This window comes from Streptomyces sp. NBC_00704, from assembly GCF_036226605.1.
Taxonomy (GTDB): domain Bacteria; phylum Actinomycetota; class Actinomycetes; order Streptomycetales; family Streptomycetaceae; genus Streptomyces.
Window position 1 is genome coordinate 1,035,527 of the sequence record NZ_CP109000.1, and the last position, 16,872, is coordinate 1,052,398.

Consider the following 16,872-nt stretch of genomic DNA (forward strand, 5'->3'; position numbering starts at 1 on the left):
CAAGTCGCCTGAGTCGTCCAGGTCGTCATCGGGTCGGCCTTCGGTGCGCCCTCGCCGTGACAGGGCGTCTCAGGTGCGGGTCCAGCGTTGGTTGCTGCCGTTGGTGCAGGAGTAGAGCTGGACGAGCGTGCCGTTGGCGGTGCCGCTGGAGACGGCGTCGAGGCACAGGCCGGACTGGACGCCGACGATGGATCCGTCGGAGTTGAGGCGCCACTTCTGGTTGTCGCCGCCCCAGCAGCTGTAGATCTGGGCCTTGGCGCCGTTACCGGTGCCGCCGGCGTCGAGGCACTTGTCGCCGTAGACCCTGAGTTCGCCGGCGGAGGTGTACGTCCACTGCTGGTTGGTGCCGCTGTGGCAGTCCCAGAGCTGGAGCTGCGTGCCGTCGGCCGTGCCGGCGCCGGGCACGTCGAGGCAGCGGCCGGAGCCGACGCCCTTGATCGTGCCGCCACCCGTGGGGGGCGTGGTGGTGGTGCCGCCGTTGAGTGCGTCGAGGACGGCGGTGTAGGCGGGCTTCTTGGCGCCGCTGCCGTTGAACAGCAGCGGTGTCTGCTCGGATCGCCAGGAGTCGGTGTCGCGCACGCCCCAGACGGTGATGCCGAGGCAGCGCGAGACCGCGAGGCAGTCCTTGGTCACGTTGGCGTAGGTCGAGGCAGACGCGCCCTGGATGTCGAGTTCGGTGATGGCCACGTCGACGCCGAGGGCGGCGAAGTTCTGGAGGGTGGTGCGGAAGTTGCTGTTGTAGGGGCTCCCGCTGTTGAAGTGCGACTGGAAGCCGACGCAGTCGATCGGCACGCCGCGCTGCTTGAAGTCGCGGACCATGGAGTACATGGCCTGGGTCTTCGCCCAGGTCCAGTCCTCGACGTTGTAGTCGTTGTAGCAGAGCTTGGCGGCCGGGTCGGCGGCGCGCGCGGTGCGGAAGGCGACCTCGATCCAGTCGTTGCCGGTGCGTTGGAGGTTGGAGTCGCGCCGGGCGCCCGAATTACCGTCGGCGAAGGCCTCGTTCACGACGTCCCACTGGGCGATCTTTCCCTTGTAGTGGGCCATGACGCCGTTGATGTGGTCGATCATCGCCTGGCGCAGCGTCCCGCCGCTGAGGCTCTGCATCCAGCCGGGCTGCTGGGAGTACCAGGCCAGGGTGTGCCCGCGGACCCGCTTGCCGTTCTGCACCGCCCAGTTGTAGACGCGGTCGCCGCCGGAGAAGTTGAACTGGCCCCGCTGCGGTTCGGTGGCGTCGATCTTCATCTCGTTCTCGGGCGTGACCATGTTGAACTCACGGCCCGCGATCGACGTGTAGGCCGAGTCGCCCAGCCTGCCCGAGGCGATGGCGGTGCCGAAGTAGCGGCCGCTCTGCGCCGCCGCGGCGCCGAGCGTGCTCTCGGCGGCGTGCGCGCTCGGCGGCGGGACGACCAGTGCGGCGACCGTGGCCAGGACGCAGACGGCCGGCGCCAGCAACAGGCCGCGGATCTTCCGGCGGACGCCGGGTCTGGGAAGGGCGTAGGAGCCCATGTCTGTGCCTCCAAGATAGACATCAGGGAAGGACTGAAGCGCAGCGGCGTGCGTCATCCGCTCCCGTGCGGCGGACGGACGGGCCGGGGGGTCGGGCGCCGGGCCGCGGCGGTCGGGGGCGACCTACGGGCAACGCGGTTCGGAATATCGAACCGCCGTCGGCCACCCAGAGAGGGATGATTGAGGGATTGACGGTGGATCGTCAATACTCGGCGCAGGGAAAGTTTCCGATGAATTTCCGAATCTTTCGAAACCCCTGACGCCCGGCAAGCCTCACCCGCTCACCCTCTCCCGTGCCAGAAGCCCTTGAAACGGCAGGCCTTGACGCGAGCCCGCGAAGAACGAGGGAAGGGCTGTTTGTGGACAGATCAGCGAGAGACCTTGACCTGACGGCTCCGCATTCCTAGCTTGTGGCGTCAAAGGTTCGGAGAGGTTTCCGAATGTTTCGACATCGGCATTGGGTGGGGGACGGCGGGGCGGGCTCGGCCCGAAGGCCGGGCCCGCCCGGGTCGCGCCACGGGCGGCGCTGTCAGGACTGCTCCCGTTCGGCCCGTCGCCGGACCAGTTCCTCGACCGCGGAGGGCAGGGTGGTCTCGAAGTCGATGAGTTTCGCCCAGGTCGGGGTGACGACGATCCGGACCATGCCGTCGTAGAGGGAGCGGATCTCGGCCTCCCACGCGACGCGCTGCTCGGGCGTCATCTCGTAGCTGCCGTTCATCTGGAGGTACTCCTCCGGGATGCCGTCGACGACGTCCAGTTCGGCCCGCCCGCGGATGAGAAGGATCTTCGGTGGATGAGCCTCCGTGTCGATGGTCAGGGCGACCATGGGGTTCCGGCGCAGCGCGTGCAGCTTCGGGGCGTTCTTCGTGGTGCACAGGATGATCTCCGAACCGTTCCAGGTGAACGCGATCGGGATGCTGCGCGGTGTGCCGTCCTTGGCGACGTATGCCAGTCGGGTCAGGTCGCGGGCCAGCAGTTCGCGGCTGAGCGGGCGGTTCAGGACCTCGGCGATCTCGTTCGGTCGCATGGTGATCGTTCCTCCGTCGGCGTCGTTCGTCCGGCGGCACGTGGGTGGCCGCTCGTGTCCCTGGGACGGAGCCTGCCCGACGTTCTCGACATCCCTCGCGCACGAAATCCGGAAGTTCTCGCGGCCCCGTCCCCGGGCTCCCGGAACGGTCGCGGGCCACGACGTGTCGTCCGGCCGTTGATCCGCTGTTGACCCGTTCCGGTGATTCCCCGGCCGGTAGTGTGGTGGACGCCGTTTCGATCGTGTCGGAGCTGACCTTGCCGAACCTGTCCCACCTGGAAGAACTCTTCTCCGACGAGGGCGGCGCCGGTGGTCCGGTGCGCTCCCCCGGCTGGCAGAGCAGCATGTCACCGCAGGGACTGACGGTGACCCTGATCGCGGACTACACCTTCCCCGACCGCGCGTGGTTGCCGTCGGCGGCGATCGTGGCGCTGCTCGGCGAGTTCCAGGTGGCCGCAGGCGCCGCCCGTACGACGATCAGCAGGCTGGCTCGTCGTGGGGTGCTGGAGGGCAGCCGGCAGGGGCGGTACAGCTCATACCGGCTGACGTCGCGGGCCGCCGAGGATCTGTGGAGCGGCGGCAGTTCGATCGCCGCGTTCACCACCCGGCCCGACTCGTGGGACGGCTGGTGGACCCTGATCGCCTTCTCCGTTCCGGAAGCGCAGAGCACACGGCGCCGCGCACTGCGGACGGCGTTGCGGTGGCGGGGTTTCGCGCCGCTCTACGACGCGGTCTGGGTGTCGCCGCACCCCCTGACGCCGAAGGGGCGGACCGAGGTGGCCGATCTGGCGCGGGGAGCGGTGAGCGTGTTCCGCGCGCGGCAGGAGAACCTGGAGACGGAGGCCAACCGCAACCCGGTCGAGGCATGGGACCTCGCCGGCATCGCCGCGCACTACCGGACGTTCGTCAGCCGGTGGAGCAGTCTGCTTCCCCGCATCGACGCCGGGGACGTCTCCGGAGCCGAAGCGGTGCGCGCACGCACCGAGGTGATGCACGCCTACCGCCACTTCCCCATCCTGGATCCGTTGCTCCCGATCGGGCTGCTGCCGCCCGAGTGGCCGCGGTCGCAGGCGCGTGAGGTCTGCGTCGCGGTGTACGACGGCCTGGTCCGGCCGGCCCAGGACCACGTGCGCGCCGTGGCGGGACGGCTCCCGGAGGGACCGCACCCCGGTATCAGGGCCCACACGATCGCCGGCATGAGCGCGGGCACCGACCACGGCTGACACCCGCCCTCCCCGGCACGGCTGCTGCCCGCGACCTCCCGCGAACCCGGCCCCCCGGCCGGTCGCCGGACAGGCGGTCCCGAGGGTGTCGAGGGCACGGGCGGTGTCCGGCTGTCCGGCGCCGGTGCCCCCGACCTGGCGGGGCGGGCGGGTGCGGGGTGGCTCAGGGGGCCGTCACGACGGGCCGGTGCGGGCCGCCGACGGCGTCCGACGGTCGTCGTGCGGCGTCCGGGGCGGCGGTCCGGGCAGTGCGCCGGAGCGGGGTTCCGGGGCCGGGGGTCCGGCAGGCTGCGGGGTGCTCTCGCCGAGGAAGCCGCCCGACTGGTGCTGCCAGAGTCTGGCGTAGGCGCCGTCGGCGTCGAGGAGTTCCTCGTGCGTGCCCTGTTCGACGACCCGCCCGTGGTCGAGGACGACGAGGCGGTCCATTCCGGCGACCGTGCTCAGACGGTGGGCGACCACGAGGGCCGTACGGCCGTCCATCAACCGCCACAGGGCGTCCTGGACGAGGAGTTCGCTCTCCGAGTCCAGCGCGCTGGTCGCCTCGTCGAGCAGCAGGATCGGGGCGTCCCGCAGGATGGCCCTGGCGAGGGCGACGCGCTGGCGCTGGCCGCCGGAGAGTTTCACCCCCCGCTCGCCCACCAGGGTGCCGAAGCCGTCGGGGAGCCGGCCGGCGAACTCCGTGACGTGTGCGGCGGCCGCCGCGGCGTGGATCTCCTCGTCGGTGGCGCCGGGCCGGGCGAAGGCGATGTTGTCGCGCAGGCTGCGGTGGAACATGGCGGGTTCCTGCGGGACGTAGGCGATCAGGGAGCGCAGGTCGCTCTGGCGCAGCCGGCTGATGTCCTGGCCGCCGATCAGGATGCGTCCGCCGTCGATGTCCGACATCCGCAGCAGGAGCCGGGTGAGCGTGGTCTTGCCGCCGCCCGACCTGCCGACCAGGCCGACGCGCGCGCCCGCGGGCACGTCCAGGTCGAGCCCCCGGAAGATCGGCTCGGCGCCCGCGTGGGCGAAGGTCACCGCGGCGAAGCGGACGCCGGTGTCCCGCGGCGCGAGGGGTTCGGGTTCGCCCGGGTCGAGCACGGTGGGCGGGTCGAGCAGCAGCTCGGTGAACTGCGCCGCCTCGGTCATCGAGCTTTCCAGCCGCCGGTAGATCTGGTTGAACTCGAACATGATCTGGGTCGCGTTGGAGTAGTAGGTGAACGCGACGACGACCTCCTCCACCCCCTGGCCCGGGCCGCCGAGGACGACGGCGACCAGCAGACCGAGCACGTTGGTCAGCACGGACAGGGGAGCGATCAGGGTGTCGACGCGCAGATTGCCGTAGTCCCACGAGGTCAGCGTCAGGCGCCGGGAGTCCGCCACGCGGCGGCGGTGCTCGTCGGCCTCGCGGTCCTCGGCGGCGAACGCGCGGATGGTCTCCATGTTGACGAGGCTGTCGGCGACGTGACCGGAGACCCGGGCGATCGCCGCCTCACGGTCGTTGACGAGCCTCTGCCGACGGCGGATCAGGGGCGTCGCCGCCAGCACGGTCAGCGCGATCATCGTCAGGAGGCCGACGACGAGCATCGGCTCGTAGCTCCACAGCACGACGGCGCCGAACACCAGCGGGACGAGGCTGCCGACGATCCGGTACGTCACCGTGTCGACGAAGTCCTCGAAGCGTTTGCCGAAGCTCAGCACCCGTTTGGTGAGGGATCCGGCGAAGTTGTCGTGGAAGAAGGCGGCGTCCTTGGCGAGGAGTTCGTCCATGCCGCTCACGTAGAGGTGTTCCATGCCGAGGGCGTCCACGCGGTTCAGGCAGTGCTGCCCGACCCGCCACACGGCTTCGGCGAGCAGCAGCGTCACACCGAAGCCCAGCACGTAGGGCAGTGCCGTGCCGAGGGTGAGACCGCCCGCGTCGGCGGCCTGACCTGCCAGTTTGGCAATCAGAAGAGGGGCGATGTAGCGGATGCCGATGTTGCCCAGGGCCGGCAGCAGCAGCGCGGGCAGCGCCAGCCGGCGTAGTCGCAGCAGTTCGCGGCCGTAGTGGCGCAGCGCCAGAAGCACCGCGCTCCTGTCCGGCGTCGGTCCTGGTTTCTCTGTGGTGCCCATCACACTCCCGGAGGTCGGAAGTCGGAAGTGTCCCGTTCGCGGAGGCTCCGGGTCCACGCATTTACGGCGGACCGGCGACAACCGGACAGCGGCGCGTTCAAGGGGACGCAGCGGACGTATGCGGATCGACCAGGAGGGGGTCACACCGACGCCGGACGCCGGCGGCGGACCGAGACGCCCGGGTTCCTCCCCCGGCCGGCCGTCCGCCGGGTCGTGGAAGGCGGGGCAATGGATCACTCCGTCCCGCACTCCGGGTACCGTCAGGGTATGAGTCATCCGCACCCCGAACTGAAAGCCGCCCCTCCCCTTCCCGAAGGAGGGCTGCGGGTCATCGCCCTGGGCGGCCTGGGTGAGATCGGCCGCAACATGACCGTCTTCGAGTACGCCGGCAAACTGCTCATCGTCGACTGCGGCGTGCTGTTTCCCGAGGAGACCCAGCCCGGCGTGGACGTGATCCTGCCGGACTTCACCTCGATCCGGGACCGACTGGACGACATCGTGGGCATCGTCCTCACCCATGGCCACGAGGACCACATCGGCGGCGTGCCGTACCTGCTGCGCGAGCGGCGCGACATCCCCGTGGTCGGTTCCAAGCTGACGCTGGCGTTCCTGGAGGCCAAGCTCAAGGAGCACGGCATCCGGCCCCGCACGGTACGGGTGCGGGAGGGCGACCGGCGGCGCTTCGGCCCCTTCGACTGCGAGTTCGTGGCGGTCAACCACTCCATTCCGGACAGCCTCGCGGTCGCGATCCGCACCGGCGCCGGGATGGTGCTGCACACCGGCGACTTCAAGATGGACCAGTTCCCCCTCGACGACCGCATCACGGACCTGCGCGCCTTCGCCCGTCTGGGCGAGGAGGGCGTGGACCTGTTCCTCACCGACTCCACCAACGCCGAGGTGCCCGGCTTCACCACTTCGGAGCGGGAGCTGAACCCGGCGATCGAGCAGGTGATGCGCACCGCGCCGCGGCGGGTCATCGTCTCCAGTTTCGCCAGCCATGTGCACCGCATCCAGCAGGTGCTGGACGCCGCCCACCAGCACGGCCGCAAGGTCGCCTTCGTGGGCCGGTCGATGGTCCGCAACATGGGCATCGCCCGTGACCTGGGCTATCTGAAGGTTCCGTCCGGTCTGGTGGTGAGCACCAAGGAGCTGGAGAAGCTCCCGGACCACAAGATCACTCTGGTGTGCACCGGGTCCCAGGGCGAGCCGATGGCGGCGCTGTCGCGGATGGCCAACCGCGATCACGTCATCCGCATCGGCAAGGGCGACACGGTCCTGCTCGCCAGCTCCCTCATCCCGGGCAACGAGAACGCCATCTACCGCGTGATCAACGGACTCACCCGGTGGGGCGCCCATGTGGTCCACAAGGGCAACGCCAAGGTGCACGTCTCCGGTCACGCCAGCGCCGGCGAACTCGTCTACTGCTACAACATCGTCAAGCCGCGCAACGTGATGCCCGTGCACGGCGAATGGCGTCATCTGCGGGCCAACGGCGATCTCGCCATCCGTACGGGTGTCGACCCCGAGCGGGTCGTCATCGCCGAGGACGGCGTCGTCGTCGACCTCGTGGGCGGGAAGGCGTCCATCACCGGCAAGGTCCCCGCGGGCAACGTCTACGTGGACGGCATGGAGGTCGGCGGAGCCACCGAGGCGTCCTTGAAGGACCGTCTCACGCTCGCCTCCGAGGGCGTGGTCACGGTGGTGGCGATCGTCGACGCGGACACCGGCGCGCTCGCCGAGGCCCCCGACTTCCTGGCCCGGGGCTTCGTCCACGACGAGGCCACCTTCGAGCCCGTCATCCCCGTCATCGAGAAGACCCTGGCCACCGCGGCCGAGGAGGGCGTCGGGGACGCACGCCAGCTGGAACAGCTCGTCGCCCGCGCCGTGGCGAACTGGGCGTTCCGCACCTACCGCCGCAAGCCCCTCATCATCCCCGTCATCATCGACGCCTGAGACACGGCCGCACGGCGGCACAGCGGACGACGCCCCCGGAACCGGTCAGGCGGGTTCTATTGATCCCCGCAACACCCTGGAGTTCAGGGAGTTGCGGGGATCGTGGATTTTGAGGTGCTGAAGGCGAAGTTCTTCGAGGCGCTGGATCGGGAGGACGGCGGCATCACCGCTGCCGCTCGCGCAGTCGGAGTGAACCGCAATACGGCGTTCGGATGGGCCCGTCAGGCTGGTGTCCGAGGTCGCGGCAAGCCCGGCACATCCGGGCATCCCGGTCGGGCGGAGTACGAGCGGCTGCGTGCGGCCGGAGTCCATCGCCGCGATGCCGCCGCGCAGGTCGGCGTCCACGAGCGCACCGCTCGGGACTGGGACCAAGGGATCCGGCAGATCGGCCACTCGCGCCTGCATGCAGACGGCCGCCTGATCGACTATACGACCGGTGTGATCACCATCGTTACTGCCGCGTCGAAGCCGTCCGTTGCCGCGGTCGAGGCCGGGCTGCACCCCCGTTTCCTCACCGTGGCCGAGCGGGAGCTGATCGCCGACATGCGCCGTGAGGGCCGCTCGCTGCGCGCGATCGGACGGGCACTCGGCCGGCCGGCCTCCACCGTCAAGCGTGAGATCGACGCCCGTGCGGTCAACGGCGTCTACCGGCCGCACCAAGCCCAGCGGGCATGGGCGAAGAGCCGGTCGCGTCCAAAGGACTCCAAGCTGGCCCGGGAAGGAGCGTTGCGCGACTTCGCTACGGCCAAGCTCCAGGAACGCTGGTCGCCCGAGCAGATCTGCCACGCTCTGCTCATCGAGTTCCCCGACGACGAGAGCATGCGCGTGAGTCCGGAGACGATCTACCAGGCGGTCTACGTCCAGGCCCGCGGCGGACTGCGCCGCGAGGTCGCCCTGGCGCTGCGCACCGGACGCACCCGCCGCAAGCCCCACCGCAGCCCGGAGCAGCGCACTCGCCGCTTCGTCGACGAGATGGTGATGATCTCCGAGCGGCCGCCGGAGGTCGAGGACCGGGCTGTTCCTGGCCACTGGGAAGGCGATCTGATCGTCGGCCCCCGCAGCGAGAGCGCGATAGTGACCCTGGTCGAGCGCTCCACCCGCTACGTCCTGCTCGGACATCTGCCCGGCGGGCACACGGCCGAGGAAGTCCGCGATGTGCTGGTGCCGCTGATCCAGACCCTGCCCGAGCACCTGCGTGGCTCGCTGACCTGGGACCAGGGCTGCGAGATGGCCGCGCACAAGCAGTTCACCGTGGCCACCGGCGTGCCAGTCTACTTCTGCGACCCCCACTCGCCCTGGCAGCGCGGATCGAACGAGAACACCAACGGCCTGCTGCGGCAGTACTTCCCCAAAGGCACCGACCTCTCCGCGCACAGTCCCGCAGACCTCGAACACGTTGCCCAGCAACTCAACGGCCGGCCACGCAAAACGCTCGGCTGGAGAACCCCAGCCGAGCGCCTGCGTGATCTACTGACGGCCGCATAAGCCATCAGGTGTTGCGAGGACCCCGAGAATCCGCCTCACGGTTGCGGGGGCGTCGTGGCGACAGCCGTCAGTGCGGCCAGCCCGTGCGGTACGGGCAGCCGCTTCGTCAGGCCGTCGCGGAGGCGGGGGCCGGGGCTCCGAGCATCGCGGAGGCGCGTTGCAGCGAGCTGAGGACGCCCACGGGGGCGGGCGCGGCACCGGGGACGCTGCGGCAGGTGAAGCCGAGCTGGGCCATGGCGCGGGTCACCTCGGCGGCGCTGAAGTCACGGCGGTCCTGGCGGGTGAGGACCTGGCCGACCTGCTTGACGGGGTAGTGGCGGCGGCCGATGGTCACGGATTCGCCGGTGACCGGCTCGGGCTTGACGCCCTTCATCGAATCCAGGACCCCGCCCTTGGTGAGTTCGAACGGGAAACGGGCGATGACGCAGCGCATGGGGCCTCACAAAGGAGAAGGGGAGAGCGGTCCGACGGGCAATTCTCGCAACGTGAGCCGCAGGGGAAGCCCGGAATGCGGGGCGACGACGGAGCGGGAAAAGCGGAAAGCATGCAGCTGGGGCCCGCACCCCGAAGGATGCGGGCCCCAGCTACGTGTGTGCGCGACGTCAGGCCGGAACGATGTTCTCGGCCGTCGGGCCCTTCTGGCCCTGGGCGATGTCGAAAGTGACCTTCTGGCCTTCGAGCAGCTCGCGGAAACCCTGCGTCGCGATGTTCGAGTAGTGGGCGAAGACGTCGGCGCCGCCGCCGTCCTGCTCGATGAAGCCGAAGCCCTTTTCCGCGTTGAACCACTTCACGGTACCAGCAGCCATGTCAATTCTCCTTCGGGGCAGTGCATCGGCGTCCGCACTGCGCGGATGCCGTGTCGCCGCAATTGATCACCCACCCGGAAAAGACCGGAAATACAAAAGCGCTCCGCACCGCGAAATTCCGGTGGGGCACTTGAAGTCTCGGGAACCACAACTGCAACTGAGATCGACAGTAGCACGCCGAAACGGCCCGTGCACGGAACACAATTTCGCGTCCGCCCGTCAATCCTAAAACCCTCAGGGCCCGGTCGGCGGAATTCTCGCTTCGCGGTGACAGATATACGGTCGCCCTGGTTCGACGTCCGGCCGGAGACGGCGGACCGGAGGGGCCGGGGCCGGGCCCCCGCCGCGCCCGGCCCCCGTCGTGCCCGGCCCCCCGCCGTGCCCGCCCCCGTCGGGTCAGCTCGCCAGGCGCCAGAGCTGGTTCGATCCGCCCGAGCAGCTCCACACCTGGATCTTCGTCCCGTTGGCGGTGCCCAGACCGCTCGCGTCCAGGCAGCGCCCCGACTGCACCGATGTGATCGTGCCGTTGGGATTGACGTTCCACTGCTGGTCCGCCTGGCCGCCGCAGCCCCGGATCGCCGCCGGGGCGCCGTCGCCCCCGGACGAGCCGACGCCCAGGCACTTGTCGCCGTAGACGACGAGCTGCTTCGCGGCGGTGTAGGTCCACCGCTGGTTGACGCCGCCGTTGCAGTCCCACAGTTGCGCCTGGGTGCCGTCGGTCGTGCTGGAGTTGCCGATGTCGAGGCAGCGTCCCGACGCCTGGCCGATGACCTGGCCGCCGGACGGGAGCGGCGGCTTCGGGTCGGAGCCGAACTGGCTGAAGAACTGCCACACCGCGGCCGACGTCCAGGTGCGCCAGCCGTCACCGGTGGAGCCGTCGACCGGGCCGGGGTCGTGGCCCGCTCCGTCGAACGCCGCCCACACGACGGGGTAGCCGGACCGGCAGCCGGAGTACGTGGTGATGATGTGGGTCAGGCTTCCGTTGGCCGGCTCGGGCGGGTTCTGCCGCGTGCAGCCGTTGGCCCGGACGAAGGTGTCGCGCAGTTCCCGTCCCGCCGAGATGGGCAGCACGTTGTCCCGGAGCCCGTGCAGCCCCATGTAGGCGATGGGCTGCGTGCCGCCGTTGCACCCGCTGAGGTTGGCGCCGGAGTAGACCGCCACCGCGCGGAAGACCGTCGCCCGGGAGCAGGCGAGGGCGTACGACATCGCGCCTCCGTAGCTGAAGCCCGCGGCGAACAGCTGGGTGGTGTCGACGCACAGGCCCGACTCGATCTGGCCGACCAGGGCGTCCACGAAGGCGATGTCCTGGCCGCCGGGGTTGGCCCAGCCGTTGCCGTTGCCCTGGGGGGCGACGAAGATCGTCCCGTTGTTCGCGGCGTCGGCCAGGCGGCGCAGGCCGTAGTAGGACCAGTTGTAGCCGTCCGTTCCGCCCGAGTCGACGTCGCCCGCCGTGCCGCCGCGCCAGTGGAAGCCGAAGACCAGCCGGTAGGGGCGGTTGCTGTCGTAGCCGGACGGCACCCGCAGGAGGTAGCTGCGGTTCTGGCCGCCGCTCTGGATCGTGTGGGCGCCGCTCGTCAGCGCCGGAGCCCTGCCGCAGCCGGCGCTCGCCGCGGCGGCGGCTGTCGTGGCGGCCGGCGCATGCGTGCCGGGGCCGAGACCGCTGCCGGACGAGGTGCCCGCGGCCGTCAGCACGAGGAGGAGCGCGGCCACGAGGGACAGTAAGAACGGTTTGTGTTTCATGCAGCCTTCTTCCGTCATCGGTAATCGGTGCTTGGTGATTGGTGCTTGGTCATCAGTGAGCGGTCATCAGTCAGCGGTCATCGGTGATCCGTGGTCGGTGATCCCGTGTCCCCGCTCGTGGTGAACGTGCGCGCGGTGCGCGGCACTCGGGACCCGCGAACGGTCACGGTGGGTTTCTGCCGTCGGCGGCCGGATCCGCCGCGTGCCGGAGAGCGCTCACCGAGAGCACTCGCGGAGCGCGCCCACGGGGAGCGCGCTCAGACATCCCATGTCGTCAGTGATCCCATGTGCCGGGCGCGCTGTCAATACACATGTCACGCCCCGTCAGAAACCGAACCGTCCCATGTTTCCCCTGGTCAAAGCACCGCCGCGGGGCATGCCGAGACCCGCGTCCGCGACGGCTGCCGTCGCGGGCGCGGGTGGTTCGCCCCCGGCCGGGGCGGGCCGGACCAGGGCCCGGCAGGGGTGGTTCCCCGTCACCTCACCGGGGGCGTCAGGTGACGGGCAGAGAGGTCCACTGCTGGTTGGCGCGGCCGTTGCAGTCCCACAGGACCAGTTGGGTGCCGTCGGCGGCGGACGCGCCGGGGTCGTCGAGGCATCGCCCGGAGGCGGGATTGCGGTAACCGCCGTTGAAGGACTGCCATTTCTGGTTCGCGCCGCCGCTGCAGTCCCAGATCTGGACCTTGGTGCCGTTGGCCGTGCCGAGCCCCGCCGCGTCGAGGCACTTGCCGAGGGCCCGCAGGGTGCCGTCGGAGCGTGCGGACCACTGCTGCCCGGCGGAGCCGTTGCACGTCCAGATGTCCGCGGCCGTCCCGTTGACGCCGGCGCCGCCCTTGACGTCGAGGCACTTCCCCGCGATCCCCGAGCGCACCTGTCCGCCCGCGGAGGCCGGCGGCTCGATCCAGCCCGCAGCGTCCGCGGCCCGGACGCCGGCGCTGAAGGCGTCCGCCATCTTGCGAAAGCCGTTGTCGTTGGGGTGCAGGGAGTCGGACAGGTCCGCGGCGGTCAGCGCGCTCATGTCGACCAGGCGCACATGCCTGCCGGCGGCCTGCTGGGCCTGGACGATGCCGGGAAGCGTGGAGTTGAAGCCGGCCCGGTGGGCCTCCTCGGCGGCGCTGGTGGAGACGATGACGGTGCCGACGAGGACGGTCACGCCGGGCACGTCACGGGTGATCCGGTCGATGAGCGAGCGGAGCCGGTCCGGGGCGGTCGGGACCTGGTAGTTGCCGTTGAGGTCGTTGGTGCCGATCTCCAGGGTGACCACGTTCGGGCGGTGACGGGCCAGCACGGAGTCCGCGATGCCGTCGATCTGGTCGATCCGCCAGCCCGAGTGGCCCTCGTTGTCCGGGTCGGACATGGTGCCGTTGCGGCCCGAGCCGACGAAGTCCAGGGCATGTCCGTCGGCCGCCAGCCGAGTCCCGAGGAAGTCCCGGTAACTGTTCCCGGACGGGCTTCCGACTCCCCAGGTGATCGAGTCGCCCAGCGGCATCAGCCGCAGAGCGGTCGGCACTGCCGCGGTCCGCACGGCGGAGGGCGGGGCGGCGGGCGGTGACTCGCCGCCGGTGCCGGCGGCCGCGGGCAGTGCGCCGCCGAATCCGAGCGCGGTCGTCAGCGCCGCGGCCAGGAGTGCCGGGCGCGTCTTCCTCGACTTCATGGGGTTCCTCACCGGTGGGGGACAGCGGGTGCGTCGAACGGCCCGTGAGCCGGGCGGGCCGGTCACGGGCCGGGGCGTTCGGGTGCTCGGAGCCGTTCGGGGTGCGTGGAGCGCGTCAGCCGGGACTCCACTGCTCCAGACGGCCGGCTGGTCGGAGGATGTGCGGGTCCAGCACGGCGGCCGCCCCCGCGCAGGCGAGCGTCTCGGGCCGGGAGCCGGGCGGGCGGGCCGGGCGCGGGGCGGGGGTCCGGCCGGGCGCGTCGTCGGCGCCGCCACGGCGTCGTGACGCCGCGATCAGCCGGCGCACGCCCCCGCTCAGGGACGGCGGGCGGCGTCGGGTACGCGTGGTGCCCATCTGATCTCCCTCCCGTGCCGGACGACGCGATCGGGGCGCGTCGTGGCGCGGACAGACCGGAGGCGCTGCAAGGCGCCGTGTTCACAGGGGGATTGCGGAGACGTCCGGGGGGAGACGGTGCTCCGGGCTCCCCGCGCTGTCAAGGGTGGGGAGGCTTCCGCGGGGAACGTTGTCGCGGAATCGGTTCGACGGTTGGGTTCGACGGCCGAATTCCGCCGTCCCAGGCCGGTTCGGTCCCTCGGACAACACCCCCTGTGGAGCGGGTGGACGGCCGCTGATCCTCGCCCGCCGGCGGCAGTGGCCGGGTTCGGGGGCGTCTTCGGTGACCGGCCCGCAGCCGGGGGGTGACCGCCCGTCAGGCCGGTGAGCTGGGGCGTGGCCGCGGGGCTCCCCCGGCACACCGCCGACCGGGCGGGCGCCGACACGGCACGGCATGGCGGCCGTCCGGTCCGCGTCGCCGCGCCTCTCCGGCCGCGCGGCGCGGCATCGAGCGCGTGGGCGCCGTCGAGCGCGTCGACCGCCGGTCCTGCCGCTCCCGTCGAAGCGCTTGCGTGGAAGCGGTTCGCCCCGGCCTCCCGTCGGGCCGCGGGACCGGCGCCCAGGCGTTGCTTGAGGCGCCGAACGCGTGACGGCCTCCGTGCGGCCCGGCGGCGTCCCGCTGCGGCCGGCGTCTGCTCGACCTCGATCTGCGGCCGCAGCCGGGCCGCTCCCAGCGCGTCGACAACGGCCCGGAGGGGCAGCGGTTTCGGCGTTCCCGGTGGACGCCCCTCAGTCGTCCAGCCAGCAGCCGCGCTCGTCGACGGGGCCGCCGGCGTAGTCGGAGGTCAGGCGGTACACGCCCGCCTTGGCCACGGTCAGCCGGGTCCACTGGCCGTCCGCGCTGAGGCACGCGCCCTCGGCGCGCAGCCACGGCGAGTACTCGATCCGCACGGTGCTCGTCCCGGCGTGCGGCATCCTCAGCGTCAGCTCCGCCTCACCCGCGTGCTGGAGTTCGGCCGGGGCGGAGACCAGCGGCAGGGTGTCGCGGACGCGGTAGATCTTCCAGTAGCGGTCCTGCCAGACGGGCTCCAGCCAGTCCTGGCCCGCCTTGATCAACGCGGTCTCCTGCACCGCGGACCGGTCGGGTGTGCCGTCGTGCAGGACGACGAAGCCGACCGCCCAGTGGCGCAGCCAGGCGTGGTAGCTCGGCCCGTCGAGCTTCCCCTCGTAGAAGAGACGCCCCCGCTCGACGTCCAGCTGCTGGTTCCAGCCCCGCATCAGCTCGACGTGCGGGCCCAGGAGGGTGGCCCCGCGGTGGTCGCGGTCCGTCGGCAGCTCGACGCGGCCGCGGTCGGCGCCCAGCCGGTCGAGCGCGGCGAGGACTCCGTCGGTGTGCGTGACCCAGCCCGGCACCGGGTCCGGGCCGCGCAGATGCATCAGCGACGTCACACACAGATAGGAGACGGAGAGGGCGGTCACCATCGCCATCGCGCGCATCCGGGAGCGGTGGACGCCGTGGCGGATGCGCCGGGAGCGGCGGTGCAGCGCCGCCGCGAGCAGCACCGCGGGGGCGAAGAGCAGGGCGAGCCGCTCCACGTTGTTGCCGATCGGCGAGGGGATGAGCCAGGTCAGGACGACGCCGGCGGCGTACAGGGCGCTGCTCGCCCGCACCACCCGCCACTCCCGCGGGGACGCCCACATGACGGCGGCGGAGAGCAGCACGGGCAGGATCATGCGGCCCGCCGCCATGGGCTGTTCGCCCTGGAAGGGGAACAGCACGGTCGTCAGACCGACGACCACGACCGGCGGGACGACCAGGGCGAGCCCTTTGGCGTACTGCCGGGCGATCAGGTATCCGGCGCCCGCCACCAGCAGGAAGAGTCCGGCCACCGGGCTGCCCATGGTGGCGAACAGCGCCCCGAGCGCGGCGGCGGTGAGCCGGGCGGGACGGGGGGCGCGGTCCGCCACGGCGAGCAGGGCCGCGAGCGCGAAGGCCAGGCCGAGGGCGAACGTGGTGCGGCCGAGCACGACGTTGTACCAGAGGGCCAGCGCGCCGACCAGCGCGGGCGCCAGCGCCACCCGTGCCAGGGTGCGGTCCAGGAGCGCGGCGAGCATCCAGGTGGCGCTGACCCCGGACAGCACGGAGACGGCGCGGACGCCGAGCAGTGCCATCAGATGGGGCGATATGACGCTGTAGTTGACGGTGTGGGTGCCGCCGAACCAGAACAGACCGTAGGGCGTGTCCGGGTGCCTGCCCACGAATCCCGCCCACGCGTACTGGGCGGCGAGGTCGCCGCCGCCCGTGGCGAGGAAGGCGTCCCACCCCCAGTACAGCGGGAGGACGACGGCGACGGCCAGGAGCGGGACGCGGTGCCTCGCCGAGGCGAACGACCAGCGCGGCCGTCGCGGCCGGCGCAGCGGCGGTGGAGAGGGGCGCAGGGCGGTGGGGACTGCCAGGGTGGAGGACTGTACGGACATATCGACTTTCCCGGTGCGGTACGGACGCCGGACGGGTCCGCCGGGGGATCCGTGGCCCTGAGGCCTTCCGGAACCGGCGGACGCGCGCGGGCGTCACACCCCGGCCTCCTCCGTCCGTCGCGCTTGCGCGCGCGGCGGGCGCGCCGGGCCGGGTTCGTCGTGCGGCCGGTTCCGGTCGGTCCGTCTCCCGTCCGTCGCGGCGGTGTGGGCGTGGGGCCGCACCGCGCGTACCGCGCAACCCGTTGACCGCGTCAGCGCCAGGAGGCCGACATCATGCACTGAACCGCTCCGGTATCGGTGGAGGACCCGGAATGGGGTTCTGCTGCCCAAGCGGACTGCGGACACCGGACGGAGCATGTCTCCGACGGTGATTCCGGACCTTCCCGGGCCGGCAACCCTCCACCGGCTTCAGCAGAGGCTATTTCCACAGGTCAGCCTCATGCAAGGCGTTACCGTCCGCGGGCGAGAATCCGCTGGTGAGCCGCTCGCGGGCGTTCGAGGGGGACCGTGCCCGTCCCCCTCGAACGCCCTGCGGAGTCTTACGAAGTCGTGACGCGGTGGGTCCCTCCGCCGGAACC

At 71.3% G+C, this 16,872-nt stretch carries 12 protein-coding genes; 3 read left to right on the forward strand and 9 right to left on the reverse strand.

The genetic code is table 11. The features are described 5' to 3' along the window. Positions 1-69 precede the first annotated feature (69 nt). Entirely contained in the window at positions 70-1,506 is a 1,437-nt protein-coding gene (locus OG802_RS04525) for an endo-1,4-beta-xylanase (protein ID WP_329407414.1), read from the reverse strand. Between the two features lie 529 nt (positions 1,507-2,035). Continuing rightward, positions 2,036-2,533 carry a pyridoxamine 5'-phosphate oxidase family protein gene (locus OG802_RS04530; protein WP_329407415.1) on the reverse strand — a complete coding sequence of 166 codons (498 nt, stop codon included), beginning with the start codon at positions 2,531-2,533 and terminating at the stop codon, positions 2,036-2,038. A gap of 224 nt (positions 2,534-2,757) precedes the next feature. Between OG802_RS04530 and OG802_RS04535 the strand changes: the two genes are divergently transcribed. Then, positions 2,758-3,756, forward strand: a complete 999-nt coding sequence (locus tag OG802_RS04535) for a PaaX family transcriptional regulator (protein ID WP_329407417.1) — start codon at positions 2,758-2,760, stop codon at positions 3,754-3,756. Between the two features lie 174 nt (positions 3,757-3,930). Here the strand turns inward: OG802_RS04535 and OG802_RS04540 are convergent, their stop codons facing one another. After that, positions 3,931-5,844 (reverse strand): ABC transporter ATP-binding protein, encoded by a 1,914-nt coding sequence (locus OG802_RS04540; RefSeq protein ID WP_329407418.1) that lies wholly within the window; start codon positions 5,842-5,844, stop codon positions 3,931-3,933. A 267-nt stretch (positions 5,845-6,111) separates the two neighbouring features. Between OG802_RS04540 and OG802_RS04545 the strand changes: the two genes are divergently transcribed. Together OG802_RS04545 and OG802_RS04550 are read left to right on the forward strand one after the other, a co-directional pair. Continuing rightward, complete coding sequence (locus OG802_RS04545; protein WP_329407421.1) at positions 6,112-7,797, forward strand: ribonuclease J; 1,686 nt, start codon at positions 6,112-6,114, stop codon at positions 7,795-7,797. Positions 7,798-8,088: 291 nt separating this feature from the next. Beyond that, positions 8,089-9,282, forward strand: a complete 1,194-nt coding sequence (locus OG802_RS04550) for an IS30 family transposase (protein WP_443055435.1) — start codon at positions 8,089-8,091, stop codon at positions 9,280-9,282. Positions 9,283-9,388: 106 nt separating this feature from the next. Here OG802_RS04550 and OG802_RS04555 read toward each other — a convergent pair whose 3' ends face one another. The 6 genes from OG802_RS04555 to OG802_RS04580 all read right to left on the reverse strand — a co-directional run bounded on the left by OG802_RS04555 (position 9,389) and on the right by OG802_RS04580 (position 16,294). After that, positions 9,389-9,715, reverse strand: coding sequence for an SCO5918 family protein (locus OG802_RS04555; protein ID WP_329407423.1), 327 nt, complete (start codon positions 9,713-9,715; stop codon positions 9,389-9,391). Positions 9,716-9,884: 169 nt separating this feature from the next. Beyond that, positions 9,885-10,088, reverse strand: a complete 204-nt coding sequence (locus OG802_RS04560; RefSeq protein WP_030404051.1) for a cold-shock protein — start codon at positions 10,086-10,088, stop codon at positions 9,885-9,887. A 396-nt stretch (positions 10,089-10,484) separates the two neighbouring features. After that, positions 10,485-11,828 (reverse strand): ricin-type beta-trefoil lectin domain protein, encoded by a 1,344-nt coding sequence (locus OG802_RS04565; protein ID WP_329407426.1) that lies wholly within the window; start codon positions 11,826-11,828, stop codon positions 10,485-10,487. A 493-nt stretch (positions 11,829-12,321) separates the two neighbouring features. Next, on the reverse strand, positions 12,322-13,482 hold the full coding sequence (locus OG802_RS04570) for a ricin-type beta-trefoil lectin domain protein (protein WP_329407428.1): 1,161 nt from the start codon (positions 13,480-13,482) through the stop codon (positions 12,322-12,324). A gap of 115 nt (positions 13,483-13,597) precedes the next feature. Continuing rightward, complete coding sequence (locus tag OG802_RS04575; RefSeq protein ID WP_329407430.1) at positions 13,598-13,837, reverse strand: hypothetical protein; 240 nt, start codon at positions 13,835-13,837, stop codon at positions 13,598-13,600. 768 nt (positions 13,838-14,605) lie between these two features. After that, on the reverse strand, positions 14,606-16,294 hold the full coding sequence (locus tag OG802_RS04580; RefSeq protein ID WP_329407432.1) for a hypothetical protein: 1,689 nt from the start codon (positions 16,292-16,294) through the stop codon (positions 14,606-14,608). Positions 16,295-16,872 lie beyond the last annotated feature (578 nt).

Excerpts from the sequence above, each read along its gene's own strand:
- OG802_RS04530 (WP_329407415.1), bottom strand. The coding sequence starts at position 2,533 with ATGCGACCGAACGAGATCGCCGAGGTCCTGAACCGCCCGCTCAGCCGC.
- OG802_RS04525 (WP_329407414.1), bottom strand. The coding sequence starts at position 1,506 with ATGGGCTCCTACGCCCTTCCCAGACCCGGCGTCCGCCGGAAGATCCGC.
- OG802_RS04545 (WP_329407421.1), top strand. The coding sequence starts at position 6,112 with ATGAGTCATCCGCACCCCGAACTGAAAGCCGCCCCTCCCCTTCCCGAA.
- OG802_RS04555 (WP_329407423.1), bottom strand. The coding sequence starts at position 9,715 with ATGCGCTGCGTCATCGCCCGTTTCCCGTTCGAACTCACCAAGGGCGGG.
- OG802_RS04565 (WP_329407426.1), bottom strand. The coding sequence starts at position 11,828 with ATGAAACACAAACCGTTCTTACTGTCCCTCGTGGCCGCGCTCCTCCTC.
- OG802_RS04560 (WP_030404051.1), bottom strand. The coding sequence starts at position 10,088 with ATGGCTGCTGGTACCGTGAAGTGGTTCAACGCGGAAAAGGGCTTCGGC.
- OG802_RS04570 (WP_329407428.1), bottom strand. The coding sequence starts at position 13,482 with ATGAAGTCGAGGAAGACGCGCCCGGCACTCCTGGCCGCGGCGCTGACG.
- OG802_RS04580 (WP_329407432.1), bottom strand. The coding sequence starts at position 16,294 with ATGTCCGTACAGTCCTCCACCCTGGCAGTCCCCACCGCCCTGCGCCCC.
- OG802_RS04575 (WP_329407430.1), bottom strand. The coding sequence starts at position 13,837 with ATGGGCACCACGCGTACCCGACGCCGCCCGCCGTCCCTGAGCGGGGGC.
- OG802_RS04540 (WP_329407418.1), bottom strand. The coding sequence starts at position 5,844 with ATGGGCACCACAGAGAAACCAGGACCGACGCCGGACAGGAGCGCGGTG.